This window comes from Zwartia sp., assembly GCF_049655405.1.
Classification (GTDB): domain Bacteria; phylum Pseudomonadota; class Gammaproteobacteria; order Burkholderiales; family Burkholderiaceae_B; genus Zwartia.
This window is the reverse complement of the sequence record NZ_JBASJR010000001.1, coordinates 158,656-185,600: the sequence shown is the minus strand read 5'-3', so window position 1 is coordinate 185,600 and position 26,945 is coordinate 158,656. Positions and strand designations below refer to the sequence as shown.

Genomic DNA, 26,945 nt, shown 5'->3' with positions numbered 1-26,945 from the left:
ATCCCTGCACCTGAGGTTCATGCCAACGGTGATTGCAGCGATCTGTGTCTGTATGACACAGATCGTAAGCGCTGCACCTTTTGTGGTCGGGTCTAAACGGTTCACTGAGTCTTTTATTCTTGGTGAAATCATTGCCCAGACTGTCCGCGATGCGGGCGATACTTCCGTACAGCTCAAGTCTGGCATGGGCAATACCAGTATCTTGCTTGCCGCACTAAAAAGCGGCGAAATCGATGTGTACCCCGAATACACAGGTACGATTGCACGTGAAATCCTAAAAACCGAGCAAGCCTTGTCGCTTGAGGAAATCAATGCACGACTGGCACCGATGGGCTTGCGTGCGGGGGTGCCACTGGGTTTCAATAACTCCTATGTGTTGGCCATTCGTAGTAATCTGGCACGCTCGCTCAACATCAAAACAATTTCTGATCTCAGCCAACATCCGACCTTGATTCTAGGTTTGTCGCACGAGTTCATCGGCCGTGCGGATGGCTGGCGCGGATTGTCGAAAGCGTATGGATTAGAAGCCTTACGACCTCGGGGCCTTGATCATGGGCTTGCCTATGAAGCCATCGCTGCCAAGAAAATCGATCTGGTGGATGCGTATGGAACGGACTCAAAGCTTTCGCGCTATGCGTTGACTGCTCTCCAAGACGATCGTCATTTTTTTCCCAGCTATGAGGCGCTTTTACTGTTTCGCGCGGAGGTGCCTGAGCGTTTTCCGGTAGCGTGGCAAGCATTGCAAAAGCTCGAACATTCCCTCACACAGGACAGCATGCTTGCGCTCAACACGCGCGCTGAAATTGATCAGCAAAGTTTCTCTTCAGTAGCCAAGCAGTTTTTGCAAAACACCACGATGGGTACTTCAGCGACTACTGCGACGCGCAGTGGTTTTATGACGGTCCTTTTTGGTCCAGATTTTTGGCGCCTCACGGGCCAGCATTTGTTTCTGGTGCTGAGTGCACTTGCCTTGGCATCATTAGCGGGCATACCGCTTGGTCTGGTGTGTTTTTACGCGCCTCGGCTTGGCCAAGTGGTGTTGGCGGTGACAGGCGTGATGCAAACGATCCCTTCGCTGGCCGTTTTAGCCTTCTTAATTACTGTGCTTGGCACCATCGGCACGGTTCCAGCAATTGTGGCCTTGTTTTTGTACGCGTTGTTGCCGATCGTCCAAAATACACATGCCGGCCTCAAAGAAATCCCGTCATCCATGCGTCAGGCTGCAACAGCGCTTGGTATCACAACGGGTCAGCGGCTCTGGCTGATCGAGTTACCCTTAGCGCGTGGGATGATTTTGTCAGGGGTCAAAATCTCAGCTGTTCTATGTGTAGGCACGGCCACGATCGCAGCCTTTATTGGTGCGGGTGGTTTTGGCGAGCGCATTGTGCAAGGCCTTGCCCTGAACAATACGCAGCTTTTGCTAGCGGGTGCGATTCCAGCAGCCGGGATGGCGCTGTTGATGCAAGGCGGTTTTTTTCTTTTAGAAAAATACTTTACAACCAACGTGCCTGATCACGCTTAAGTGGACCTGCACTCACTGACCAGTGCATGTCAACGCCAGCGATATTGATGGGCCATTTCACGCGTTTGGCGGGGCCCCAGTGCGTGTGTTCAGTGGCCGCGCTCAAGTCCTCCGAGGTTTCAGGCGCGAGCATGGGTCTGCTCAACCCTGCAGGATCCAAGCTTGTCATCAACAGAGTTCCCGTGCGCGCGAGCGAGGCGCGTGCAATCGAACCCATACCCGTTTTGACACGATGTTCCAGACCTCTAAGTGCTGCGGTCGCTAACAAGTAGCCGGTTGCGTGATCAAGTGCCTGAACCGGCAAGGGCAGTGGTCGCGCACTCTGAGATAGCTGCTGCCCAGCATGGGCGATACCGATGCTCATTTGCACCAGACTATCAAAACCTCGGCGGTTAGCCCAGGGCCCGGTAAAACCATAAGCATCCAAAGACACATCGACGAGTCCTGGTCTGATGCGCTGACGGACGTGCGCGTCGAGTCCTAAGCTTGCCAAGGCGTCGCTGCGATAGCCATGAACAAGCACATCGGCTTGACTTAAAAGCTTGACCCATTGTGCACGCTGGTCAGCCTCTCGCAGATCAAGTTCGGCACAGTATTTACCGAGTGTCATCTCGGGCGCATTGGACTCATCCCACATGGGGGCGTCTATGCGCAGCACTTGTGCGCCCAGACCTGCCAGCATACGGGTGGCGGCCGGACCTGCCAAGACGCGCGTCATGTCGAGGACTTTCAAACCTTTTAGCGGCTGAGCCTCTTGAAATCCCCAAGATCCTTTTGTGCCTTGTTCGCCATCTGCCCAAGCAATCAATGGCTCCTGAAGAATTGCTTGTCCTTGAGGGTATTGGTGCCACTGCTCGGCAGAGCGCATCGTCGCAGCACAGCCTCCTGCCGCGAGAATACGTGCTTCGAGTGTCTCGCGCGCCCAAGAGGAAACAGCCTGCGCCATGGCCTCGGGTGTGGCATTGCACTGAAGCACACTGAGCGCGGCCTCCAGATGATGGGATGCATTGGTGTGCAAGCGTATCCAGCCGTCTTGAGCCAAATAGTCTGCAGCACCCACTTCGGCATGTGCTGGCAGGGACCATCCCTCGGGCCTGAGTGTTGAAGCAAACCAAAAGGAGGCGAGGCGTCGATCGACCTCCACGGAAGGTGTTGTTGTATGGCGTTGACCATCAGCAGCCTTGAGTGCCTCCACGAGGGATGCGGCAGCCAGACCGGCCGCGCCCATGGAGGCTGCAGCAAGTTCTGTCACACCAAAAAATGAGGGAAGGCTGCCTTGGCCCGAAAAGGAAACACGGGGTGTGTCATGTCTGGCACCCTTTGCTGCCACCCAAATTGTCTCCAGTAGCTGCCGTCCTGTGTCTGTTGTCAACGTTGGTAGAGGGATTTTTTGATTTGGCATGGTGCTGGAGTGGGGTGTCGAGAGTTGAAAACAATTATAGAAAAAAGCTGATATAATTTCTGTCTTTGCAGCGCCCGTAGCTCAGTTGGATAGAGTACTTGGCTACGAACCAAGGGGTCGTGGGTTCGAATCCTGCCGGGCGCACCATAAAATCAAGGGCTTACAGATTTACTTTTGTAAGCCCTTGTCCATTTTGTACGCCCAAGTCGGTATGTCCAGGTTGGTATGCCCAAGTTGGTATGTCCAAGTCGGTATGTCCAAGTTGCGCGCCAAAGTGGGCAACCACATCGAGCCTCGCCAAGCATGGCGCCGCATTGACTTAAACTAAATTCATACTCCGTTTGGCTTATTGGGTTTACCATTTTCTAAAAAATGGCGTTATTATTCAGATATGACTACTGAATCAAAATCATCTCTGACTTATCTGCGATTCTTGAATCTCGTTCACGCGATCAAGCAGATTCCTACATTCCCTTCGATGGATCCCGTCGAGGAACGTCTGCTGGCGATGTTGGGTGTCAATTGGCACAACGGGAAAAAAGTAAGCGTCCTCGAAGCCATGGGCTTGTCGACTGAGATTTCAGCGACAACCGCGCACCGCCGCCTCAAGACTCTGCGTAAAAAAGGAATGATCGATCTTGACACAGACAAGATCGATAGCCGTGTAAAGTATGTAGTGCCGACTCCACTCGCAGAACAATATTTCGTGACACTTGGACAAGCAATCGACAAGGCCCATCAATCAGGTTGAGCGAATGTTTTCCACGCCACCAGGCGCTACCCACCAGAAAGATTCTAACCATCGCCCCAGTATCGGGGCGATGGTTTTATTTGCTGTGGGAGTTGCGATAGCGTGGGTAGGACTGTTTCAGCTCAATATTTGGCTTTTTTCTGAAATACACCTCACCGGCTTCATTAGCTGGATTTTTTTGCCTGCAGCGATTCGTATGTTGGCAGTGATGATTGGTGGTTGGTCAGGTGCTTTAGGCTTGTTCGTTGGTGCGATTCTTACCAATCTTAGTTTGCTTGAGTTAGAACCCTTCAACGTGATGATCCTAGCAGCACTATCTGCCCTGGGTCCCGTTATTGCCGTGCATCTCTGTACGAGATGGTTACAGTTGCCGGGGGATCTTTCTGGTTTGCAACGGTCTCAGCTGCTTGTGTTCGCAGTGGCGGGCGCAGTCTTTAACGTATTTCCCCACAACCTCTTTTTTTACATGACCGGCTTGTCATACGATGCCTGGTCAGGGGTCTTGCCGATGTTTGTGGGAGATCTTGCGGGCACCTTGATCGTGCTGTACGTGGCGAGCGTTTCGATCCGCATGGTCACGAGATCTGTTCGAGCATAAATCAAACCCATACCATCACGTAACATCCCATTAGGATGATTACACCCAGCCACGCAACCAACACTGTTGATCTTTGAGCTCACGCCAAGCAAGCCTAAGCACGCGTCCGGTCATTGCAGCCTCAAGCTCTATCTCAATCACCGGTGCGCCCAATACTTCTGGCTCGATCACTTTAGTCACCCAAAAATGCTTTTCCTTGAGCGTGGGCCGCACTGCGGTCCACTTGCTCAGCAAAAGCTTTTTGGGGTGAACGTGATTTTGAGTAGGAGCCGGATCACTTTTCAATGGTGATATTGCCATCCGTGATCACTTTGTTCCAAACAGCACTCTCTTGAATCATTTTCTTGGCAAAATCAGCTGAGCTGCCACCGCCAGGATCAAAACCAAGCTTGGCAAGTTGGGCTAAGACTTTCGGGTCTTTCAAGGACTGGTTCAAGGCCGCATTGAGCTTATTTAAAACGGGCTCACTCATTCCAGCAGGACCAAACACGCCAAACCAAGTCAGTGACTCATATCCTGGTACAAACTTAGAAAGCGGTGGAATGTCGGGTGCAACAGACGACGCTGTCGGTGAGGTCACCGCAAGTGCGCGAATTTTGCCGTCACGGATATGGGGCAGGGAAACCGAAATAGAGTCAAACATGACATCCAGACGACCTGCCATGAGGTCAGGCATGGCCAAAGCAGTCCCCTTGTAAGGGACATGTGTCATTTTGGTGCCTGTCATCGCCAAGAAGCGCTCGGTGGACAAGTGAGGGATTCCGCCGGTTCCAGCCGAGCCAAAATTTAATTTGCCTGGGTTTTTCTTGATGTACTCAATGAGCTCAGGCATTGTCTTGACTGGCGAAGACATTGGGACCACAACCACCTGTGGTGAGGAGGCCAAAAACATGATTGGCGTAAAGTCTTTTGTGGGAGAGTAAGGAATTTTTGGGTTGAGAATTGGGCCGATCGTGTGTGTGCTGGAGGTTGCAATCAGGATGGTGTAGCCATCGGGGGCCGAGCGTGCGACGGCCTCTGAACCAATCACTCCCGCAGCGCCTGCGCGGTTTTCAACGACAACACTCTGTCCAAGCTCGATGCCGAGTTGCTGCGCGACCACGCGTGACACGAGATCTGTGGCACCACCTGCAGGAAAGGGCACCACAAGCTTAATGGTCTTGTTTGGGTAGGCTTGAGCAAAAGATGCAACGGGTGCGGTTAAACAGGCTAGTGCGGAGAGGCCGGCAATGAGCGCGATGCGTCTGGTTTTCATGAGAAGGACTCCAAGCAAATTGATGAATGTAAATATTACGGCACTCAGCTTCAAACAGTTTGAGAATACTCTCTAACAGTGAGCTTTTGAGCGAGGTCTTGGGAAACAGCAATCGGCATATCCATCATCCAAAAGGACAGGCCTTTGCCGTGCGTATCCAGGTTGAGAGCGTCGTTGACGCCACCATCGAGAATGCCTTCGAGAACAAAGTTCATCGCCTTGAGCTTTGGCAACACGTATCGCGTGACTTTGGTCGGATGACGATAGCCAAACCATTCTGCAACTTTTGCTTCGGTCGCTTGTGCCACCAGCACGTCGAAACACGCTTGATCCCAGGCAATCACGCTAATGTTGGAGGTGTTGCCCTTGTCACCGGCGCGGCCATGCGCGAGTTGATAGAGTGGGAGTTGAGTGGTGGGTGGAGTCATTGAAGTCATACGCGCTGCTCCTCGACAAAGCTGTAGCCACAAGGGACGGATTCACGGGGGATGGTGCACGACAAGGTGTCGAGCCGTGGTCTAAGAGAGGTGCGCACGCCACCGCCACCTGCTGGTCCGCAACAATAAAGTGAGGTCACTTCACGGAGGATTTTTTCTGCGATGGCTTTATCAATGTGCACGCCCGCAACACGCAGACGCACGTCACGCGCTTCAGGCAAGCCTTTGCCCATCAGTTCACCCGCATCATCACCAAAAATACTGATGGCACCGATTAAGTCCACGCGCAAGGGTAGCAAGTGACCGATGCGTTTGCGTACGGTTTCACCTGCAAGTGCAGCACGCTCTCTGGCGCGAAAGCCTGCGTAGGAGATTTCTGCTTCAGCCAAATAGCCATTGTCGTAACAGACATTGACTTTGAGCTCTGCCGGTCTGGGATGCCCCTGAATGCCCTCTACACGAATGCGATCAGGCCCCTCTTGGGTAATGCTGGCCTCGGTAATGTCAGCCGTCACATCGGGGGTGAGATAACGGGCAGGGTCATGTACTTCGTACAAAATTTGTTCACGACCGGTGCGATCATCGACGAGCCCGCCAGTGTGGTTGGCCTTGAAAACCGAGAACGTGCCGTCTGCACGAATTTCCGCAATTGGAAAGCCGATCTGATCCATGCCAGGGACTGATTTTTGTCCGGGCACGCTGTAATAACCACCTGACACTTGTGTGCCGCACTCCAGCATGTGACCGGCCATCGTGCCGCAGCCCATTTTGTGCCAGTCATCCATGGCCCAGCCGAAATGCGCGATGGCAGGGCCCAGAGTCAGAGAGGGGTCCGACACGCGTCCCGTCACCACCACATCTGCCCCTTCTTTAAGTGCTTGGGCAATCTCATAGGCGCCGATATAGGCGTTGGCGCTGACGACGCGCGCGGGATCAATATTGGAGCCGAGCTTTTTCAGTAAAAACTTCAGTTGCTCAGGCTCAGTCAGATCGTCACCGTAGACGACCGCAATGCGCGGGGTGCGCAGCTTTTGTTCGCGCGCAAGAGCGAAAATACGCTGTGCTGCTGCTTGAGGATTCGCTGCCCCAAAGTTGCTGACGATTTGAATCTTGTGATCCAGACAACGCTTGAGCACGGGTCCCACGAGGTCTGCGAGCAAGGGTTCATACCCCATCTTGGGGTCTTTGCGCTTTTCAATTTGCGCCAGCGCGAGTGTGCGTTCAGCGAGCGTTTCAAAATTGAGTACGCCACCGCCCAGAGCGATGAGTGTGTCAACAACAGGACCTGCACCATCGGTTCTGTCACCGGAAAAACCGGTTGCGCAACCGACATAAAGTGGTCGCTGTACTGAATCAGAGGAAGATAAAGTGCTCATTTTTTTGCCTGATTAGTGAGAGTAACGCCAGCAATAACAATCGCCCCGCCAATCACCATAGAGAGATAGACGGGTTCGTCGAGAATCAGATAGCTTAACAATAAGCCAAAAACAGGTACGAGGTTAGTAAAAACAACAGTTCGGGCAGGTCCGATCATTTTGACACCTTCGTTATACCAAATGAAGGCGATCGCAGAGCCAAAGGCTCCAAGATAAAAGATGGTGAAAAAGTTGCTCCAGTTGAGCATCTCTGGTCCAAGCATATCGATTTCAGTGATCGCGGCGAGACCCAGTACCAGTGCACCCCAAAGGGATGCATAGGTGGTAGCCGCAATAGGCGAGAGGCCCCGCAAGGCAAAGCGACTGATGACGGTGTAGCTCACCCAGCTGACGATGGCGCCCAACATCAGCAGTTCACCCCAGCCAAAGGACTGCAACAAACCTTGCGTGGCACCCAAAATGTCGCCTTTGGTGACGATCGTGAGCGTACCGATGAGCGCCAGAGCAATGCCGCCCCAGCGATAAGGTCCAAGCCTTTCTTTTAGGATCAAGGCCACTGTGACGGCTGTCATGATGGGGCTCAGGGCAACCAGTAACGCTGTTTTGCCTGCGGGCATACGCTCAAGCGCACCAAAGAAAAAAACGTTGTAGATGGCAACGCCAGTCAGACCTAAGAGCAATGTGACCCACAATTGTTTGTGACTGAGTTTTGGTAAACCGCCTTCGACGCGATAGGCAATCACCAGCAGTAGCAAGGACGCCACCACAAAGCGACCAGTCGCTACCGTCAAAGGGGGCATGACCTGAACCGCGATGCGTCCAGCAATAAACGTCGCGCCCCAAAAAAAGGCGCAGAGCACGAGTTTGATGTAGGCCGAGCGAAGGGACTGCGAGGTGGGGGACATGCTCAACGGGTTCTCAACTCACCACGTTGACAGCTTGGCCCTGAGCAAACGCATTGAGATTGCCCACAATCCCATCCATCAGGCTGCGCATGCCGTGTTCATTGGCCCACGTGATATGGGGCGTAATGATGAGGTTGGGCATATGCATTTGTAACAAAGGGTTTTCCGCGGGAGGGGGTTCGACCGACAGTACATCCAGTGCCACTCCACCCAGCTGACCGCTGAGTAAGCCATCTGCGACAGCCTGTTCGTTGATGAGTGGTCCACGTGCGGTATTGATGAGCATTGCACCGCGTTTCATTTGCGCGATCTCAGCTTGTCCAATCATGCTGCGGGTGGCTTCGGTGAGCGGGCAATGCAGCGTAATGATGTCGCTTTGCGCCAACAATGTTTCAAAACGAACATAGCCTGGCCGCACATCGGGCCGGTTGCGATGCTCGCCAAACAGGACGTTCATGCCAAGCGCTTGCGCGAGTGTTGCCACCTCTTGACCAATCGCACCACGACCAAAAATGCCAAGCGTGGCGCCTCGAACATTCAGTACAGGAGCGCCGTGCACGCAAAAATGGGGAGAGTCTGGCCAAGCCTGACGTGCTGTGGTCTGGTAGAAGGGCAATGCGCGCCTAAGAGAAAAAATAAAACCGATGACGCCTTCGCCTACGCTTTGACGTGAGTAGCCGGGGACGTTGGAGACGATCACACCATGTTCGCGGCATGCTTGCAAGTCTACACAGTCGTAACCGGTCGCCGCCACACAGACAAATTTCAGTTTGGGCAGTCGAGCCAAAATGCCTTGGGTGAGTTTGATCTTATTTGTAATACAGATGTCTGCATCCGCAAGAGCTTGGACGACTGCCTCTGGATCTTGTGCCGTGGCAGGAAGATTGACCCATTTGGTGACCCATTCTGGGACGGGCAAGGGTGTTGGAATGGTGTCGCTGTCAAGAAATACGATTTGCATGGTTACACTTCGCCCAAATGTGGTCTGATATCTATTGCCGTGATCTCGGAGATTGAGCATTAAATCATGTTGCTAGCTTGTTTGAACTTAGCGCAAATGGACTGCTCAAAGAAGGCGGACTGTATGCGCGCGAAACATTGCGGGAAGATCACGTGTTTCAAACGAGTTTTTGTCTAAATAATTTATATAAATCAATCATTTAAATGAAAAATTACCAATCAAAAAAAACGAGTGCTTATCTCTTGTTTGCTGGCTTGCTCACCCTGTTAGGTCTCTGGGCAACGGAGCAGATGCCTGAGAAAATCTTGACTTCTGCACAGGCTGCAAACGCTCCTTACAAATTAACAGGCAAGGTCGTTCGGGTTTCAGATGGCGATACGGTCAATTTGTTAGTTGACAACAAGCAGGAGCGTATTCGCTTAGCGAGTATTGATGCACCAGAAACTGCCCACGGTAGCAGTCAGCCAGGACAGCCTTTTGGCGAGGCATCGCGAAAAAATCTGGCCCAGTATGTGGCAGGTAAAACACTGACAGTGGTCTGTTTTGAAAAGGACCATTACGACCGACATATCTGTGACATCCCCGTTGATGGCACAACTGCCAATCGCTTGCAGGTCGAACAGGGATTTGCCTGGGCGAATCAGCAGGCCAAAGGCAAATTTCTGCGCGACAAGTCTTTGGTGGATTTAGAAAAATCTGCGCGTCAGAAAAAGCTTGGGTTATGGGCTGAGCCAGGTGCTGTTGCACCGTGGGACTGGCGTGTGCAATGCTGGAAAAATAAAAAATGCTCCTAAAGCGGCTGACTGGATTTTTTGTTCTGTTTGCATCCCTGTTTTTGGCGGGTTGCGAACAGCGCATGCCTTCAGGGCATGCCTCGGCTGACTCTCCAATCAACAGCCCTTATGTAGCGGGTGCTGAGCAACAAAATGTCCTATACACCGCGTTTACACAGCGTTCCCCCAAGTATCTCGACCCTGCACGTTCTTATTCGACGGATGAGACGCCTTATACCTACAACATTTATGAGCCTTTATACGGCTATCACTACCTCAAACGACCTTACGAACTAATTCCTCGCACGGCGACGCATGTGGCTGAACCGGTATTTCTGGATTGGCAAGGGAACACCTTGGATGCAGAATCGCCCGCGACAGACATTGTGGAAAGCGTCTATGACATCACGCTTCGGCCTGACGTGTTGTATCAGCCTCATCCAGCATTCGCGCGCAAGGACGATGGTCGCTTTCAGTATTGGCCAATGGAGGCAGAGGCGTTTGAGGGTAAATTTGCTATTCCTGATTTTCAGTACACCGGCACCCGAGCTTTGACGGCCCACGACTATGTGTATGCTTTGCGTCGGCTCGCGAGTCCACGGGTTGCCTCACCGATCTTCTCGACCCTGGCCCAGCATATCGTTGGCATGGAAGCGTATGGCAAACGTTTGCGTGAAATTGATGCAGAGCTTCGGCAGGGTGTGCCTGTCGGTGCGAGAGATTTGCCCTGGCTGGATTTGCGCAGTGTTGGTTTTGCTGGCATCGAGGCTGTGGATGAGCACACACTTCGTATTCGCGTGAAAGGCTTATATCCGCAGTTTAAGTATTGGCTCGCGATGACGTTTGTCGCACCCATTCCTTGGGAAGCGGATCGTTTTTATAGTCAAGCCGGCATGGCACAGCGCAATCTATCGTTGAATCACTGGCCAGTCGGGACGGGTCCCTACATGTTGACGGAGTCCCTGCAAAATAGGCGACACGTGCTTTCGCGTAATCCGAATTTTCGTGGCGAGCCTTATCCCTGCGAGGGAGAGCCGGGCGATCAGGCTGCAGGTCTGTTAGCCGATTGCGGAAAAATGACGCCTTTCATTGATCGCATTGTTTTTAATATTGAAAAAGAAAGTATTCCCCTGCAGGGAAAGTTCATGCAGGGTTATTACGATATTCCTCAAGTTGATCGTGGTGACACCGGTGTTGCCATGCTGGTGGCGGCGAGTGATTCGACAGAAAAAGCAGCGTTGTATGCAAAACACGGGATTCAACTTCCCACCACGGTCGAAGCGCAAATGCAGTACTTTGGTTTCAATTGGCGCGACCCGGTAGTGGGACAGGGAGACACTCCAGAACAACAGGCGCGCAATCGCAAATTGCGTCAGGCATTAAGCATCGCCTTTAACTGGGAGGAATTTGTCGCAATCTTTCAAAATGACCAGGCGCAGGTGGCCTACGGACCGATCCCGCCCGGTATTTTGGGTTACCAGGGTGGCGAGGCAGGGATCAATCGCGTGGTGTACGACGTCAAGGACGGCAAACCCCAACGCAAGTCGCTCGATGAGGCACGTCGACTATTGGCCGAAGCGGGTTATCCAAATGGTCGGCATGAGAAAACCGGTGAGCCGCTCGTGTTGCACTTTGACTCGGCAAGTGGTGCGGGTGGTTCAAGTCCCACGCTTGACTGGATGCGTCGTCAGTTTGCCAATATTGGTGTGCAGCTCGATGTGCGTTCGACCGACTACAACCGCTTTCAAGAAAAAATGGCACGGGGCGTTGCCCAAATGTATATGTGGGGTTGGGTGGCAGATTATCCCGATGCCGAAAACTTTTTGTTCCTGCTGTATGGGCCCAATGTGAAAGCAGGCAAGGGCGGTGAAAATGCCTCTAACTATGTCAATCCGGACTACGACGCGCTTTTTGAAAGAATGCGTGACTTGCCGGATGGTGATGAAAAAGCTCAAGTCATCGCGCAGATGACAAAAATCCTGCAAGTTGATGCGCCATGGATGTTTGGTGCTTTTCCGAAATCTGGCGGCGCGTTCCAACAATGGGTCGGTAATGCCAAGCCAACACAAATGGTGCGCAATACCCTGCAGTACATGAAGATTGATCCTGCGTTGCGTGCCAAGAAAATCGCTGAGTGGAATCCACCAGTCTGGTGGCCGTTGGGTGTGCTGATCGCTTTACTTGCCGCTGCCGTGTGGCCTGCGTGGCGAGTGTTGCGTCGGCAAGAGCGTCTCAATGCTTTTGGTGAAAATGTGCAGCATCGCCATGCACAGGCGCATCACACTCAGCCTAATCAACAGCAGGAGTTGCGCAAATGATCGCGTATGTTTTTCGGCGGTTGATGTACGGAGCGCTGATTTTGTTGGGCGTCAATGTCTTCACTTTTATTTTATTTTTTGCGGTGAATACTCCCGATGATATGGCGCGTCTTGCCATTGGTGGACAGCGCGTGAGCGCCGATGCCGTCGAAAAATGGAAGGCCGATCGTGGGTATGACAAACCCCTCTTTTTAAATGCCGAGGCTTCAGGACTCAACAAATATACCGACACCATTTTTTATCAGCGCTCAGTACCCTTGTTGAAGTTTGATTTTGGCGCCTCAGATGAAGGTCGGGATATTGGCCGTGAAATCGGTGTGCGGATGTGGCCAAGTCTGGCGTTAGCGATCCCGACTTTTATTCTCGGGTTGTTGGTCAGCATTGCATTTTCATTGTCTCTCGTCTTTTTTCGGACGACGCGCCTGGATTTTTGGGGTGTCGTCTTGTGCGTACTCATGCTGTCGATCTCGGGTCTTTTTTACATCATCGCCGGACAGTGGCTGTTTTCAAAACTCTTGCGGCTTGTCCCTTATTCGGGCTTTGCTTGGGGCTGGGATGCGGTCAAGTTTTTGGCTTTGCCGATCTTGGTGGCGATCATTTCCAGACTGGGCCCAGAGGCGCGTTTTTACCGCAGTCTCTTTCTTGAGGAAATTGGTAAGGACTATGTGCGGACTGCGCGGGCGCGCGGCTTGAGTGAGCGGGTCGTATTGTTTAAACATGTGCTGCGCAATGCGATGTTACCGATCTTGACGGGTACGGTATCCGCCTTGCCTTTGCTATTTATGGGCAGTCTGATCGCAGAGTCGTTTTTTGGTATCCCAGGTTTGGGGAGTTACACGATTGATGCGATCGGCGCACAAGACTTTTCAGTGGTGCGCGCCATGGTGTTTTTGGGCGCAAGCCTTTATATCGTCGGTTTGATTCTGGCGGACATTTCCTACACGCTCGCAGATCCGCGCGTCCGTTTTGAGTAGCCGCCATGCCTAAAATTGTTTTCCTCTGGACTGATATCGCGATCTTCGTACTGTTTGCTGCGACGCTCATCTATGCCTGGCATGTCTCACGTTCCCGCAATTTGCGTGCAACGTGGTCGAGAGTGGCGCGCAGCGCGCCTGCGATGTGTTCGGCCGTGGTGCTCTCGGTCTTTGTCGTGATCGGCTTGCTCGACTCCATGCATTTTCAGCCGCGCTTGCCGGCTGTGGCAGGTGCGTCTGCGAATGCCGCACCGGTTTACGCACCCAAGGTCGTTTCATTGCTGGATGTGTTGCTTGAAGACACCGCCTTTGTGCGTCCCGAAAAAACCTACTCTGCACCTTTGGCTTGGTTGCAGTTCACCAAAGAATCGATGCTGCAGGAGGGGGGCGCACCCACGCGAGATTTTCCGCGTCTGCGGTTTGGCGGAAGACACCTCGAGGATCCGGCTGCGGAGTGGGGCAGCGATGTGGGACGCAGAGCTGGGTTGGGATTGTTGGCGGGTGCCTTGGTGGCGCTGTTGCTCTCTGGTGTGACGGTGTTGTGTGTGGGTCAAGGTTCACGCGCTGAGGTTTTTAGACAGATCGCCCGCGGCGAGACCGAGCTACCTTGGCGCGCGATGTTGTTCACGGTTTTTGTGCTGTGTTTGTTACTGGGAATCGTGTTTGGTTTGGCCACGGGTTATCACGTGCTCGGTACGGATCGCACGGGCAATGATGTGTTGTGGCAGGCTTTAAAAAGTATTCGTACCGCCTGGGTGATCGGTAGCCTGACCACTGTCGCGATGCTGCCGCCCGCGCTGATTCTCGGTATTTCTGCTGGGTATTTCAAAGGCTGGATCGACGATGTGATTCAGTACGTCTACACCACGTTGACCTCTATTCCGGGCGTGCTGTTGATTGCGGCTTGCGTGTTGATGATGCAGGTCTATATCGATACCCATCCGGGTTTGTTTCCCACTGCGGCTCAGCGTGCGGATTTGCGTCTCTTTCTGTTGTGCATGATTTTGGGATTGACCGGCTGGGCAGGCTTGTGTCGGTTGTTGCGAGCCGAGGCTCTCAAATTACGTGAGCTCGAGTATGTGCAAGCTGCCCGTGCATTCGGGATTTCTAATTGGCGCATTATGGCGCGGCACCTGCTGCCAAACGTCATGCATATTGTTCTGATCACGGTGGTGCTGGAGTTTTCTGGTCTGGTCTTGTACGAGGCCGTGTTGTCCTACCTCGGGATTGGCGTCGATCCGAGTATGAATTCCTTTGGTTCCATGATCGAAAAGTCTCGTTTCGAAATGTCGCGTGACCCGATGATCTGGTGGAACCTACTCGCAGCCTTTGTTTTTATGCTGGCGCTGGTCTTGGCAGCGAATTTGTTTGCCGATGCGGTGCGAGATGCCTTTGATCCGCGTTCTCGCATGTTTCGCCCGAGACGCTTTAAGCTTTCAGGCGAAAAAGGGACAGCGCCAGCCGTCAGTACAAGGAATGCTGCTGTTGCATCTTTAGCGGCCTCTCCCGAGCGATTCGGTGCGGCAGCCTTGCCAATGAGAGGGGGAAATGATCGGGCGCAGGTGCTCGACGTCCATGGCCTAGATGTCGTGATTGATACGGGTGAGGCGTGGCGACATGCGGTACAAGCTTTGGCGTTGACTGTTCATCGTGGTGAGACTTTTGCGTTGGTGGGTGAGTCTGGTTCGGGCAAAAGCATGACCGCTCTCGCGCTGATGAGGCTATTGCCAGAGGCTTTGCGCGTCACACAAGGCCAAATCGTGGTGGGCGCAATCGATATCAACACCTTGTCTGAGTCTTCCATGCGGACGGTGCGCGGTGGACGTGCAGGCATGATTTTTCAGGAACCTGGGACGAGTCTCAACCCCGTACTGCGTGTGGGCGATCAGTTGTGCGAGGCGATTGTCACACATACCGATTTGCGTGGGACGGCCGCGCGCAGTCGAGCGATACAGTGGTTGCAGCGCGTGGGGATTCCCGCTCCTGAGCAGCGGATCGATGATTATCCCTTTCAGTTTTCCGGTGGACAAAAACAGCGCATCATGATCGCGATTGCCTTGGCTGCAGAGCCGGAGTTGTTGATTGCGGATGAGCCTACCACCGCGCTAGATGTGACAGTGCAGGCACAGGTTTTGAATTTGATTCGCGATATACAACAAGAGCTTGGCATGGCGGTTTTATTGATCACCCATGATCTGGCTGTGGTGCGTGACGTGGCGGATACCGTGGCGCTGATGCGTTTTGGTGAAATCGTCGAGACCGCGCCCGCTGAGCAGTTTTTCAGAGCACCGAAGCATCCGTATGCGCGCGAGTTGTTTGCGGCGATTCCAACATTTGCCAAACGTGGTCAGCGCTTGAGTGCAGCTTCATCGCTTGCTGTCGCGCCGCCTGCTCATGCATTGCGTTCGGTGGCACGTGCTGACGATCACTCGGCCTTTTCATCTTTGCCCGAGCCCACACAACACTTACTCTCTTTGCCTGCATTGGTAGTCGAGCAGTTGCAGATCGGTTACCCCATTCGCAAGGGTTTACTCCGCAGGCAAGTGGGCATCAATCAAGCCGTGCAAGGCGTGAGCTTTTCTCTGCAACGAGGTGAAACGCTCGCACTGGTTGGTGCCTCAGGCTGCGGCAAGACAACGGTTGCTAAAGCGCTGTTGAGATTGCTCGATTCTTCTGCCTTGATTTCGGGTGCTGCTCGACTGGGTGAGCAAAATGTATTGACGGCCTCGCGTACAGAACTGAAAGCACTGCGGCGTCGGATCCAGATTGTCTTTCAAGATCCTTTTGCTTCACTTGATCCACGCATGCGGGTGCGGGAGATTTTGCATGAGGGCATTGCGGCACTCCGGCCTGAGTGGACAGCCTTACAGCAATCCCAGCGTATTTCGTCACTTCTGGAACGTGTTGGCTTGCCTTCGGATGCTGGAGATCGTTATCCGCATGAGTTTTCGGGTGGACAGCGTCAACGCATTGCCATCGCCCGCGCGCTGGCGGTCGAACCAGAGGTCTTGATTCTAGATGAGCCGACCTCGGCACTTGATGTGTCGGTGCAAGCGCAAATCCTTGATTTATTGACTGATTTGCAAAAAGAGACTGGCATGGCCTACTTGTTCATTACCCACAACTTTGGTGTGGTGGAGTATTTGGCTGATAGCGTGGTGGTCATGGATGCGGGCAGGGTGGTCGAGTTTGGAGAAGCAACCCAAGTGCTTCAGGCCCCCAAGAGTGCGGTGACAAGAGAATTGTTAGCTGCCGTGCCCCGTTTAGGGTGATGTGCCTGTCTGCTGAGGGTCTCCGTTATACTTTGTCAGACTTGTTATTTACAACATTGCCCTCAGATTAGGTATATGGGACTTAAAGTTTTCGATTTGCAGTGTGAGCATGGCCACCTTTTTGAAGGTTGGTTCGGCTCGCATGAGGATTACGACTCGCAGCAAAGCCGCGGCATGCTGACATGCCCCATGTGTCACAGCGCCACCATCGAAAAGCGTTTATCTGCCCCCAGATTAAATGTCGGACATTTTGATGCCGAGCCACGTGCCTCTGAGGCCAGTGGAGCCGGCGCGAGCACCTCACGTGAAACCGTCGTCGCCTCTTCGCCTGAGGCGCTTCAGTTGGCTCAAATCCAAGCCGCCATCATGCAGCAGATGCGCGAGTTAGTGCGCAATACTGAAAACGTCGGATCGGGTTTCGCCGAAGAAGCCCGCCGGATTCACGAAGGTGAGTCCGAAGAACGTCCGATTCGTGGAACCGCGACCCCCGAGGAGCGTGAGGCCCTGGTCGAAGACGGGATTTCTGTTGTGGCCTTGCCAGACTTTCTTGATGCCGATCAGTTGCAGTGACCGCTGTCACAGCAAAAGAACCCCCTATGCTTTGTCGTCCTGATTGCGGGGCTTGTTGCATCGCACCCTCCATCACCAGTCCAATACCCGGGATGCCTCAAGGCAAGCCTGCTGGCGTGCCGTGTATCCATCTGCAACAAGACTTTCGCTGTGCGATTTTTGGTTTGCCTGAGCGACCCGCGTTTTGCGGAGGACTCCAGCCTTCAGTCGAAATGTGCGGTACCGATCGAACGTATGCCCTGCATTGGCTTGCTGAGCTAGAACGCGCAACGCGATAAAAAAATCCCGCCTGGCTTGATCAGCAGGGCGGGATTGTTTAAACAGCTTTTAAACTGTTAGCAATACATACATCATTTTTACATCACGCGGCTACGGTACTCGCCAGTGCGTGTGTCGATCTCAATCTTGTCGCCGATCGCGCAGAACAAGGGCACAGGCAACTCATGACCTGTGTTGATCTTTGCAGGCTTCATGACCTTGCCTGAGGTGTCGCCGCGCACAGCTGGCTCGGTGTAGACGATCTCGCGAACAAGCATCGTGGGCAATTCGATAGAAATTGCACGGCCGTCATAGAACACAACCTCAACTGGCATGCCTTCTTCGAGGTAGTGCATGGCATCACCCATGCTTTCAGCTTCGATTTCGTACTGGTTGAAATCAGCGTCCATGAACACGTACATTGGGTCGCCAAAGTACGAGTAGGAGCACTCTTTACGATCGAGGACGACTAATTCGAATTTTTCGTCTGCTTTGCAAACGTTTTCTGCGCCTGAACCGGTCAGCAGGTTTTTGAATTTGAATTTGACGACAGAGGCGTTACGGCCTGACTTGCTGTACTCGGCACGTTGAATGACCATTGGGTCTTTGCCGATCATGATCACGTTGCCGACGCGCAGCTCTTGTGCTGTTTTCATTCGAATAAACTCCGGTAGCTATTAGTCTCCGGGACTGTACAAGCCGGAGTTAGGGATAGAAAAGCCTTCTATTTTAGCCTTTCTGGGGTAAATTTGCTTTGCCCGCTTAACTTGCTCAGGCAGAACGTCGTCAGCGCGGTAGCCAAGTCAGTCTGAGCCGTTTGACTGGTGCAGAAGCGGTGTGCATGTTGCTGCCAGACGAGGAAGTTTTCTGGTTTGAGCTGTCGCTGCAGTGCGCTTGCAAACCCAGCGATTTGAGTCCGGTTTACTGGAGTATCGCTGTCGCAGTTGGTGTTTTTATAGCCGGATAGATTTATTTGACGGCCGAGTTCTGCCGCCGCCGCGCATTTTTCTGCGGCAGCAGAATCGCTCTGCGTACTCTCTGGATTCCAGCGCATCATGACATTGCAAATATCCTCAGGCAATCCCGTTAGCGCTAACCATGCCCGTAATTTCTCCAGATGGGTGTTCTCTGTCTGGGGGTAGATCTGCCAGATCAAGGGCTTGCCTGCCCATATTCCGCGGACAATAGAATCCTCACCACGGACAAAGTTCAGATCGGCGGTCCAGAGGATTTTGTCGTATTCAGTTTGAGGTAAAAACGGCACACGTTCAATGAATAGCTGTCCCTGGTGTCCAGACGCATATTGCGGGTGAATGCCTTCGGGGATGAGCAAGACTGTTGGTCGTGAGTCGTCGCGAAGTACTTCGATCAGTGAGGCGACAGGCGTGTTGTTGTAGCAAAATAAATTGACGAGCCTGGCTGCTGGCTGGTCCCGCGTGACAGGAAAAAGCGCAGCAACCGCAACTGGGCTTAAGCCCAGCTTTTCCAGGAAGGCGCGTTGCGCGGCACGATCTATTTGCCAGGCATTGCGTTGGGCGATTAGTGCGGTTTCACGCAGTAACCCACCTGTTTGCTCCGTGAAACCCGGGAAGAAAAAATACGAGGATAAGCCGTCAGTGCGTAGGGATGGAAGTCCATGGCAGCCTTCGACCCAGTCCTCGGCACTCAGGTATTCAAGATTGATCCACAGGCATTCGAGTCTTGCAGCAGCTTGATTGCGCTGCGCACGCATGTTTTCGACATACTGGTCTGGCAAATCACAAGAAAAAGTCGCAATCACGATTGGCGCGGGCGTGAAGTCGGTTGACTGTGGCCAATGGATGATTTCGATACCCTCGATGTGTTGAGTGGCAGCAAAGGATACGCGCGGCTCCAGTCGCTGAAAACTGTTCAGGTCATCGACCCAGAGTCTGACTCGCCAGTCATGCTCGCGCTGGAGTTGGCGCACTAAACGCCATGTCACACCGATATCGCCAAAGTTATCGACCACCCGGCAAAAAATATCTGCGTGCATGTTTAGTGAAAATGCGCGGGTGCTGTTTCTGCGTCTTCTGGAAGTTCGGCGTGCACCATTTCACCATTCGGGTTGGGAAAGTAGGGCGCGCCGCAGTCTTCGCAAAACTCAGGTGTCAGGATGCCTGGCAAGCGACGAATGTCGTTGACACCACACTCTTTGAGCAGTGCAACGATCTCATCAATTGTTTCAACAGGAGGGGGCTCATGATCCAACAGAGGCTGATCATCTTCGCGTCCATACATTGGCCACAGGCAGCCGTAAACCACCTCGTTTTGATTCTTTTGAGTAAAGCCAATCCGGTATTCGTCCACGCGACGCTCACCACAACCCGCCACTACGGCCCGAAGTTGTGCCGCTTCGATATTGAGCGCAGCCCCTAACCAGGAGACTGCCGCCTTGACTGAGAGAGGGCGCACACAGCGATCAGCATCTCTATTACTCACGTAATAGGCATCGGGAGTCAAAATCTCAAAGCCGCAACCTGGCAAAAGGCCTGAAAAAATGCTCTTTGTGTCTGCGGCCCATTTCTCCAGGCAGCCTTCTCGGGCTTGACCAAGTTCTCCTGGCTCTTCTTGCCAGCGAAATAAAGGCTGCCCTTCTGGCACAGCCACAGCAGCTACGAGATAACGTGTGTCGGCCAGCATGTTGAACGCTTCTGGCTCACTATTTAAAGTGGGTGCTGTGTAAGACGTTCCTAGCGCGGCCAGGCCAAGCTTTTGTAACCAGTCCCAGGTCTCGCAAAAGGTGCGGGGCATTTGGTCGAGGCTGGTCAGGTGAGGAAAAAGTGCAACCTGAGTGTTGCTTGCCAGCACGTGTGCTTGCAGGTGCTCACGTAAGGCTTGGGCTGAAGCGGTTGGCAGCTCAATGGCGGGAATGCTGTAGCGCGTCCATGCGACGAGTGGTGCGACCAAGAGCAAAACGTCATAGCGCTTGCTGTCCTGCGTCAGGACACAAGACTCCGACAGCGTTTCAGCTTGCTCGATTAGAACCTCATAGCCACCTAAATGCGTCTGTGACAGATGGTCGAGCGCAGCATCGATTGCAGAGTCGTTCTTTGTCCGCATCAACTTGAGCAGGATGGTGGCCAGTTCGGTTTCCCAATAGCGATCCTCGACCCGACTGCCAGAACTATGAAGCGCGAGTGCGAGTGCCACCAGACGCGAAGCATCTCGCGTCAAACGGGTGGAGCCAGGGGTCGAACGAAGACGAGCCATGAGTTTGCGTGCCTGCCGACAAAAGAAGTCTAGTGTAACGAACTATCTTCCCTTCGCTTCCAATCGCTTACATTTGTCGGCTATGGTCGGATCTTCCTCTTAAGCAGCAATCAATTGTCGCAATACAAAGGGCAAAATCCCCCCATGCTGGTAGTAATCCACTTCGATAGGAGTGTCGATGCGGAGTAACACCGCGATGCGTTGGCTAGAGCCATTGGGGTGATGAATGACCAAAGTCACGTCCTGTTGCGGCACAATTCCGCTTTCAAGGCCTTCGACGTCAAAGGTTTCCTCACCCGTCAAGCCCAGGGATTGGGCATTGTCGTGACCCTTGAATTGCAGAGGCAACACCCCCATCCCGACTAAATTGCTGCGGTGAATACGCTCAAAACTCCGGGCGACGACTGCCTTGACTCCCAGCAGTTGAGTGCCCTTTGCGGCCCAGTCTCGCGACGAACCTGTGCCATATTCTTCGCCACCAAACACAACAGTCGGGATGCCAGTGGCCACGTACTGCATCGCGGCATCATAAATCGATACTTGTTCACCGCTTGGTTGCATCAAGGTCTGGCCACCTTCAACGCGTGACCCATCAGGTCTGGCAGGAATCATGAGATTTTTGATGCGAACATTGGCGAAGGTACCCCGCATCATGATCTCGTGATTGCCCCGTCGGGAGCCATAACTATTGAAGTCGGCCTTTTGAACACCGTGCGCCAGCAACCACTGGCCAGCGGGAGAAGTTTCGTTAATAGAGCCGGCTGGTGAAATGTGGTCGGTCGTGACCGAGTCACCAAATATACCCAAGGTACGCGCACCTCTCACGGCAGGCATTGGCTTGGGCTCCATTGTAAAGTCATCAAAAAATGGCGGCTCGGCGATATAGGTGGAAAGTGGCCAGTCGTAGACATCTCCAGTCACACCCTCAATGTTTTGCCAGAGCTTGCCTGGTTTTTTCTCGACCTTGGCATAGTTGCTTCGGAACACTTTAGGATCCATCGCAAAGTGCATCAGTTTTTCAACTTCTTTCGCGGTCGGCCAAATATCACCAAGGTAGACTGGTCCATGTTTGCCTTCACCAACGGGTTCGGTCATCAAGTCACGCATCATATTGCCCGCCAGCGCGTAGGCGACCACCAAAGGAGGTGAGGCAAGAAAGTTTGCTTTCAAATTGGGATGAATGCGCGCTTCAAAGTTCCGGTTGCCTGACAGCACTGCTGCGCAGATGAGGTCGTTGTCGATAATGGCTTGATTAAAGTCCGCTGCCAGATCGCCAGCATTGCCAATGCAGGTCGTGCAACCATAGGCCGCCACATCAAAACCGAGCTGATCCAGATAGGGCAACAGGCCCGCGCGCTCAAGATATTCGGTGACGACGCGAGAGCCGGGTGCGAGTGATGTTTTCACATGAGCAGGCACTTTAAGACCCGCTTTGACTGCTTTTTTAGCCAGCAAACCTGCCGCTAACATCACGCTGGGGTTAGACGTATTGGTGCACGAGGTAATTCCTGCGATCAAAATGTCGCCGTTATGCAGAGTCTTGCCTGTGGCTGTTGTAAATGCTTTGCTGAGCTTGGCGGCTGGTTGATTAAAGCCATTATCCGCAATCGGTTTCGCATAAAGCTTTTTAAAGGTTTTCTTTACATCGCCGATTTCAATTCGATCTTGCGGACGTTTAGGGCCAGCAAGAGAGGGCACCACCGAACCGAGATCTAGTTTGACGACTTTGGTGAAGTTGATATCGGCAGCATTTGGCACGCCAAACATTTCCTGTGCCTTGAAATAAGCCTCGAGTGCATGGACCTCATCTTTGGTGCGACCGGTGCCTTTGAAATACTCGATGGTTCGGTGATCGACGGGAAAAAATCCCATCGTCGCGCCATACTCAGGCGCCATATTGCCGATAGTGGCACGGTCCGTCACGGACAGCTTGGCGGTTCCGGGGCCACAAAATTCGACAAACTTGCCCACTACTTTTTCTTTGCGCAACAGTTCTGTGATGGTCAGCACGAGGTCTGTCGCGGTAACACCGCCACGCAACTCACCCGTGAGCTCGACACCCACTACATCGGGGGTTAAAAAGTAAACAGGCTGGCCCAGCATACCGGCTTCGGCCTCAATGCCGCCTACGCCCCAGCCCACGACACCAATACCGTTAATCATGGTGGTGTGACTATCGGTACCGACGAGTGAGTCTGGGTAGTACACATCATGTTTTTTATCGTGATGTACACCGCGCGCGAGATACTCAAGGTTGATCTGATGGACAATCCCAAAGCCTGGGGGCACCACGCCAAACGTATCAAATGCTTGCATGCCCCATTTCAAAAATTGGTAACGTTCCTTATTGCGTGAAAACTCAACCTTCATGTTGAGATCAAGCGCATCTTTGGTTCCAAAATAATCAATCATCACAGAGTGATCGACGACCAAGTCAACGGGCACCAAAGGCTCGATGGCTTTGGCTTCTTTACCCATTTTCTTGGCAACTGCGCGCATCGCAGCGAGATCAGCAAGCAGAGGTACACCCGTAAAGTCCTGAAGGACGACACGCGCCACCACAAAGGGGATTTCAAGCTCGCGTTTACTATTGGGCTTCCACGCTGCAAGCTCGCGAATGTGACTCTCAGTGACTTTTTTACCGTCGCAGTTTCGCAGCACGGACTCCAACACAATCCGGATCGACATCGGCAGTCGAGAGATGTCGATGCCAAGAGACGCACCGAGTGCCGGTAGCGAATAAAAGTGTGCTTCTTTTTTGCCGATTTTGAATTTTTTAAGCGTGTTCAGGGTGTCGTGTTTCATGGCGTACGCTCCAAGGTGTTGATCTCTTTATCCTACACCAGCCACAGATCGCGCGCACAATAAAAAATCCTCCTGTGAATATATCCACAGGAGGATTTGAGGAGCTAAGCAGATCTAAAGGTGTATTCCAGTCAGATCGTTCGGATCTACCGGGAAAACAGACTTAGATGGCGTCAGCGACGTCTTTGTAGTCAGGAATCTGATCGAAATTGAGATACTTGTAGATTTCTGCGCTGCTGTCTTTGAGCACGCCCATGTCTACCATGTACTCTTCCTTGGTCGGAATGCGACCCAGTTTCGAACAAATCGCTGCCAATTCGGCCGAGCCCAAATACACATTGGTATTTTTACCCAGACGGTTGGGGAAGTTACGTGTGCTGGTGGACATGACAGTGGCACCTTCGCGCACTTGTGCTTGGTTACCCATACACAGCGAGCAGCCGGGGGACTCAGTGCGCGCACCTGCCGAGCCAAAGACACCGTAGTGACCTTCTTCAGTCAACTGTGTCGCATCCATCTTGGTCGGTGGTGCGATCCAGAGCTTGACGGGCATGTCGCGCTTGCCTTCGAGCAGCTTGGAGGCTGCACGGAAGTGACCGATGTTGGTCATGCAGCTACCGATGAACACTTCGTCAATCTTGGTGCCAGCGACTTCGGACAACATTTTGACGTCATCAGGATCGTTCGGGCAGGCCACGATTGGCTCGTGAATGTCGGCCAGGTCGATTTCAATGACGGCTGCGTATTCGGCATCTGCATCGGGCTCGAGCAACTGTGGGTTGGCCAACCAGGCTTCCATCGCCTGAATACGACGCATCAAGCTGCGCTCATCCTCATAACCATTCGCGATCATCCACTTCAACATCACAATGTTGCTGTTGATGTATTCGATGATGGGTTCTTTGTTCAGGCGAACAGTACATCCCGCAGCGGAGCGCTCAGCCGAAGCGTCCGACAATTCAAAGGCCTGCTCGGCTTTGAGGTCTGGCAAACCTTCGATTTCAAGAATGCGGCCAGAGAAAATGTTGATCTTGTTTGACTTGTCTACTGTCATCAAGCCAGCTTTGATCGCATACAAGGGAATCGCGCTCACCAGGTCACGCAAAGTGACGCCAGGTTGCATTTTTCCTTTAAATCGGACCAGTACTGACTCAGGCATATCCAGAGGCATCACGCCAGTCGCTGCAGCAAACGCCACCAAGCCAGAACCCGCTGGGAAGCTGATGCCGATTGGGAAACGTGTGTGTGAATCACCACCTGTGCCCACTGTGTCGGGCAACAACATACGGTTGAGCCAGGAGTGAATCACGCCATCACCTGGACGCAGTGAGATTCCACCACGGTTGCTCATGAACTCTGGCAGTGTGTGATGTGTTTTGACGTCAACAGGCTTTGGATAGGCCGAAGTGTGGCAAAACGATTGCATGACGAGATCGGCAGAAAAGCCCAAGCAGGCGAGGTCTTTCAATTCGTCACGTGTCATTGGGCCAGTAGTATCCTGGCTGCCAACGGAAGTCATCTTGGGCTCACAGTAGGCACCGGGGCGGACGCCCTGGCCTTCAGGCAAGCCACATGCACGACCCACCATTTTCTGCGCCAAGGTAAAGCCTTTGTTGGAGGCGGCAGGATTTTGTGGCAAGCGGAATAAGTTCGATGGTGGCAGACCGAGTGCCTCACGTGCTTTACCGGTCAGGCCGCGGCCGACGATCAGAGGAATACGTCCACCGGCACGGACTTCGTCAAACAATACATCCGATTTGACTTGGAACTTTGCGATGACTTTGCCATCTTTCAATGCTTCACCGTCATAAGGGCGCAACTCGATCTCGTCACCCATGTTCATGTTGGAGACATCGAGTTCGATTGGGAGCGCGCCGGCATCTTCCATCGTGTTGTAGAAAATCGGAGCAATTTTGTTACCCAGACAGACGCCACCAAAGCGCTTGTTCGGCACAAAAGGAATGTCTTCGCCCGTGAACCACAAAACGGAGTTCGTCGCGGACTTGCGCGAGGAGCCAGTTCCAACCACGTCACCCACGTAAGCAACGAGGTTGCCCTTTTTCTTGAGGTCATTGATGAACTTGACGGGGCCAGTCTTGCCTGGCTCCTGAGGCTCAATGCCTGGACGGGGATTCTTGAGCATCGCCAGTGCGTGCAAAGGAATATCAGGACGGCTCCACGCATCAGGAGCAGGAGACAGATCATCCGTATTGGATTCGCCCGTCACTTTCAACACAGTAATTTTGAGACTTTTTGGGACTTCGGGGCGGCTGGTAAACCACTCGCCATCCGCCCAGCTTTGCATCACAGCTTTAGCGTTGGCATTGCCTTTAGCGGCTTTTTCTTTGACATCGTGGAATGCGTCAAACATCAACAATGTTTTCTTGAGGCCGTCTGCAGCAATTGTGCCGACTTCTTTGTCATCCAGCAGCTCAACCAGCGGCCCAATGTTGTAGCCACCAAGCATCGTGCCCAGCAACTCTGTCGCCTTGGCACGCGAAATCAGTGCACATTTCTCTGAGCCTAACGCAACGGCAGCAAGGTATGACGCCTTGACTTTAGCAGCATCATCCACGCCTGCTGGCACGCGATACGTGATCAGCTCGACGAGTGCATCGCCTTCACCTGCTGGAGGTGCTTTGAGCAGTTCAATGAGATCAGCAGTTTGCTGAGCTGAAAGCGGAAGGGGAGGAATACCAAGGGCTGCGCGTTCGGCAACGTGTTGGCGATAGGCTTGTAGCATGTGAGCGCCTTTCTATGTGGTGAAGGATATTTTGATTGTAGAGGGAAGATCTTGGAGTCGCAAGTGTCTTATATCTTATATAAGACCATAATATAAGAAATACTTAATTAACGAGTGGTGCATATTCCGAGTGTTTTTTGATGTAAGCCGCGACGTAGCTGCACTGAGGCACCACCTTCCAGCCCTGTGCCTGCGCATAGTCGAGCGCAAACTTTGTGATTTCGGCCGCGAGACCGCGTCCACCAAGCTCGCTCGGGACTCCGGTATGCGTTACGGTCATCACTTGATTGTTCAGTGTGTAGTCCAGTACGCAACGATGTCCTTCGAGCTTGAGCTCAAAGCATTTGCCTGTGACGTTGTGTTCAATGGTGTTCATTAGTTAGATCCCATAATCAAAAGCGCCCAAAGTCCTAACATTGCAACGAGTCCCACCGCACAGCTGCCCCAAAGGCCGACAATGGGCCAGCGAACGCTCATGGGCAAGTTGACTGGATCCACGTGCGACAACAAACGATTGGCGTTGCTAGCGAACGAGGCGTTAGATTTGTGAAACAGGATACGCAAAAAATAGTCCAGCGTAATCGTCAATCTGATACTGATGGGCAAGTCTGCGAATCTACGTTCACGCAAATAGGGATGTTTAAAACGGTGATTGACCTCGTTGATCTTGTAAAACCACAAGTAAGCGCCTGAGATAAAAAACACAAAGGAGCATGTGATGAAAAACGTAAAGGTCAGAACGAGTGCGTGAGAAAAATATTGTTGCATACAGCCTGCTTGATCGTTGATATGTA

At 52.8% G+C, this 26,945-nt stretch carries 24 protein-coding genes, 1 tRNA gene and 1 pseudogene; 12 read left to right on the top strand and 14 right to left on the bottom strand.

Annotated features, from left to right (window positions below; genetic code table 11):
• Positions 1-19: 19 nt before the first annotated feature.
• On the top strand, positions 20-1,522 hold the full coding sequence (locus tag WBJ47_RS00850) for a glycine betaine ABC transporter substrate-binding protein (RefSeq protein ID WP_422243632.1): 1,503 nt from the start codon (positions 20-22) through the stop codon (positions 1,520-1,522).
• Here WBJ47_RS00850 and WBJ47_RS00845 read toward each other — a convergent pair.
• The gene (locus WBJ47_RS00845; RefSeq protein WP_422243631.1) at positions 1,494-2,852 is read right to left on the bottom strand and encodes a CoA transferase; all 1,359 of its coding nucleotides are present in this window, start codon (positions 2,850-2,852) and stop codon (positions 1,494-1,496) included. The genes WBJ47_RS00850 and WBJ47_RS00845 overlap by 29 nt on opposite strands.
• A gap of 142 nt (positions 2,853-2,994) precedes the next feature.
• Here WBJ47_RS00845 and WBJ47_RS00840 point away from each other — a divergent pair.
• The 4 genes from WBJ47_RS00840 (at position 2,995) to WBJ47_RS00825 (ending at position 4,273) form a co-directional block, all read left to right on the top strand.
• Positions 2,995-3,071: transfer RNA gene (locus WBJ47_RS00840), tRNA-Arg, on the top strand.
• Between the two features lie 37 nt (positions 3,072-3,108).
• Positions 3,109-3,252, top strand: coding sequence for a hypothetical protein (locus WBJ47_RS00835; protein ID WP_422243630.1), 144 nt, complete (start codon positions 3,109-3,111; stop codon positions 3,250-3,252).
• A gap of 105 nt (positions 3,253-3,357) precedes the next feature.
• Positions 3,358-3,675 carry a hypothetical protein gene (locus WBJ47_RS00830; RefSeq protein ID WP_422243629.1) on the top strand — a complete coding sequence of 106 codons (318 nt, stop codon included), beginning with the start codon at positions 3,358-3,360 and terminating at the stop codon, positions 3,673-3,675.
• 4 nt (positions 3,676-3,679) lie between these two features.
• Complete coding sequence (locus WBJ47_RS00825) at positions 3,680-4,273, top strand: hypothetical protein (protein WP_422243628.1); 594 nt, start codon at positions 3,680-3,682, stop codon at positions 4,271-4,273.
• Between the two features lie 39 nt (positions 4,274-4,312).
• Here the strand turns inward: WBJ47_RS00825 and WBJ47_RS00820 are convergent, their stop codons facing one another.
• From WBJ47_RS00820 to WBJ47_RS00795, 6 genes are read right to left on the bottom strand one after another with little or no spacing between them, the layout of a single operon-like run.
• Positions 4,313-4,573, bottom strand: a complete 261-nt coding sequence (locus tag WBJ47_RS00820; protein ID WP_422243627.1) for a TIGR02450 family Trp-rich protein — start codon at positions 4,571-4,573, stop codon at positions 4,313-4,315.
• A complete protein-coding gene (locus tag WBJ47_RS00815) occupies positions 4,548-5,528 on the bottom strand; it encodes a Bug family tripartite tricarboxylate transporter substrate binding protein (protein ID WP_422243626.1) in 981 nt (326 codons plus the stop codon). Before WBJ47_RS00815 ends, WBJ47_RS00820 begins: the two co-directional genes overlap by 26 nt.
• A gap of 50 nt (positions 5,529-5,578) precedes the next feature.
• Positions 5,579-5,956, bottom strand: a complete 378-nt coding sequence (locus WBJ47_RS00810) for an AtuA-related protein (protein WP_422243638.1) — start codon at positions 5,954-5,956, stop codon at positions 5,579-5,581.
• Positions 5,957-5,961: 5 nt separating this feature from the next.
• On the bottom strand, positions 5,962-7,341 hold the full coding sequence (locus tag WBJ47_RS00805; protein ID WP_422243625.1) for an acyclic terpene utilization AtuA family protein: 1,380 nt from the start codon (positions 7,339-7,341) through the stop codon (positions 5,962-5,964).
• Positions 7,338-8,246, bottom strand: a complete 909-nt coding sequence (locus WBJ47_RS00800) for a DMT family transporter (protein ID WP_422243624.1) — start codon at positions 8,244-8,246, stop codon at positions 7,338-7,340. The genes WBJ47_RS00805 and WBJ47_RS00800 overlap by 4 nt, the downstream gene beginning before the upstream one ends.
• Before the next feature lie 13 nt (positions 8,247-8,259).
• On the bottom strand, positions 8,260-9,207 hold the full coding sequence (locus WBJ47_RS00795) for a D-2-hydroxyacid dehydrogenase (RefSeq protein WP_422243623.1): 948 nt from the start codon (positions 9,205-9,207) through the stop codon (positions 8,260-8,262).
• A gap of 203 nt (positions 9,208-9,410) precedes the next feature.
• On the opposite strand from WBJ47_RS00795, the gene WBJ47_RS00790 reads away from it, so the two are divergent.
• The 7 genes and pseudogenes from WBJ47_RS00790 to WBJ47_RS00760 all read left to right on the top strand — a co-directional run bounded on the left by WBJ47_RS00790 (position 9,411) and on the right by WBJ47_RS00760 (position 17,392).
• Positions 9,411-10,001, top strand: coding sequence for a thermonuclease family protein (locus tag WBJ47_RS00790; RefSeq protein ID WP_422243622.1), 591 nt, complete (start codon positions 9,411-9,413; stop codon positions 9,999-10,001).
• Positions 9,992-12,298: an ABC transporter substrate-binding protein gene (locus tag WBJ47_RS00785; RefSeq protein WP_422243621.1), complete on the top strand. Its 2,307-nt coding sequence runs from the start codon at positions 9,992-9,994 to the stop codon at positions 12,296-12,298. The genes WBJ47_RS00790 and WBJ47_RS00785 overlap by 10 nt, the downstream gene beginning before the upstream one ends.
• Complete coding sequence (locus WBJ47_RS00780; protein WP_424585272.1) at positions 12,295-13,272, top strand: ABC transporter permease; 978 nt, start codon at positions 12,295-12,297, stop codon at positions 13,270-13,272. The genes WBJ47_RS00785 and WBJ47_RS00780 overlap by 4 nt, the downstream gene beginning before the upstream one ends.
• Before the next feature lie 5 nt (positions 13,273-13,277).
• Positions 13,278-14,714: pseudogene (locus WBJ47_RS00775) on the top strand (ABC transporter permease); the annotation flags it as partial.
• Between the two features lie 93 nt (positions 14,715-14,807).
• On the top strand, positions 14,808-16,544 hold the full coding sequence (locus WBJ47_RS00770) for an ABC transporter ATP-binding protein (protein ID WP_422242833.1): 1,737 nt from the start codon (positions 14,808-14,810) through the stop codon (positions 16,542-16,544).
• 75 nt (positions 16,545-16,619) lie between these two features.
• Positions 16,620-17,114 carry a DUF1178 family protein gene (locus WBJ47_RS00765; RefSeq protein WP_424585271.1) on the top strand — a complete coding sequence of 165 codons (495 nt, stop codon included), beginning with the start codon at positions 16,620-16,622 and terminating at the stop codon, positions 17,112-17,114.
• A gap of 26 nt (positions 17,115-17,140) precedes the next feature.
• Complete coding sequence (locus tag WBJ47_RS00760) at positions 17,141-17,392, top strand: YkgJ family cysteine cluster protein (RefSeq protein WP_422242831.1); 252 nt, start codon at positions 17,141-17,143, stop codon at positions 17,390-17,392.
• Positions 17,393-17,470: 78 nt separating this feature from the next.
• On the opposite strand, the gene efp is transcribed toward WBJ47_RS00760, so the two are convergent.
• The 7 genes from efp to WBJ47_RS00725 all read right to left on the bottom strand — a co-directional run bounded on the left by efp (position 17,471) and on the right by WBJ47_RS00725 (position 26,919).
• The gene (gene efp / locus WBJ47_RS00755; protein WP_422242830.1) at positions 17,471-18,028 is read right to left on the bottom strand and encodes an elongation factor P; all 558 of its coding nucleotides are present in this window, start codon (positions 18,026-18,028) and stop codon (positions 17,471-17,473) included.
• A 68-nt stretch (positions 18,029-18,096) separates the two neighbouring features.
• A complete protein-coding gene (gene earP / locus WBJ47_RS00750) occupies positions 18,097-19,386 on the bottom strand; it encodes an elongation factor P maturation arginine rhamnosyltransferase EarP (RefSeq protein ID WP_422242829.1) in 1,290 nt (429 codons plus the stop codon).
• Positions 19,387-19,388: 2 nt separating this feature from the next.
• Positions 19,389-20,603 carry a DUF2863 family protein gene (locus tag WBJ47_RS00745; protein ID WP_422242828.1) on the bottom strand — a complete coding sequence of 405 codons (1,215 nt, stop codon included), beginning with the start codon at positions 20,601-20,603 and terminating at the stop codon, positions 19,389-19,391.
• A 99-nt stretch (positions 20,604-20,702) separates the two neighbouring features.
• Positions 20,703-23,408, bottom strand: coding sequence for an aconitate hydratase AcnA (gene acnA / locus WBJ47_RS00740; RefSeq protein ID WP_422242827.1), 2,706 nt, complete (start codon positions 23,406-23,408; stop codon positions 20,703-20,705).
• Between the two features lie 163 nt (positions 23,409-23,571).
• Positions 23,572-26,151, bottom strand: a complete 2,580-nt coding sequence (gene acnB, locus WBJ47_RS00735; protein ID WP_422242826.1) for a bifunctional aconitate hydratase 2/2-methylisocitrate dehydratase — start codon at positions 26,149-26,151, stop codon at positions 23,572-23,574.
• Positions 26,152-26,254: 103 nt separating this feature from the next.
• The gene (locus WBJ47_RS00730; protein WP_422242825.1) at positions 26,255-26,527 is read right to left on the bottom strand and encodes a GNAT family N-acetyltransferase; all 273 of its coding nucleotides are present in this window, start codon (positions 26,525-26,527) and stop codon (positions 26,255-26,257) included.
• The gene (locus WBJ47_RS00725; protein ID WP_422242824.1) at positions 26,527-26,919 is read right to left on the bottom strand and encodes a hypothetical protein; all 393 of its coding nucleotides are present in this window, start codon (positions 26,917-26,919) and stop codon (positions 26,527-26,529) included. Before WBJ47_RS00725 ends, WBJ47_RS00730 begins: the two co-directional genes overlap by 1 nt.
• Positions 26,920-26,945 lie beyond the last annotated feature (26 nt).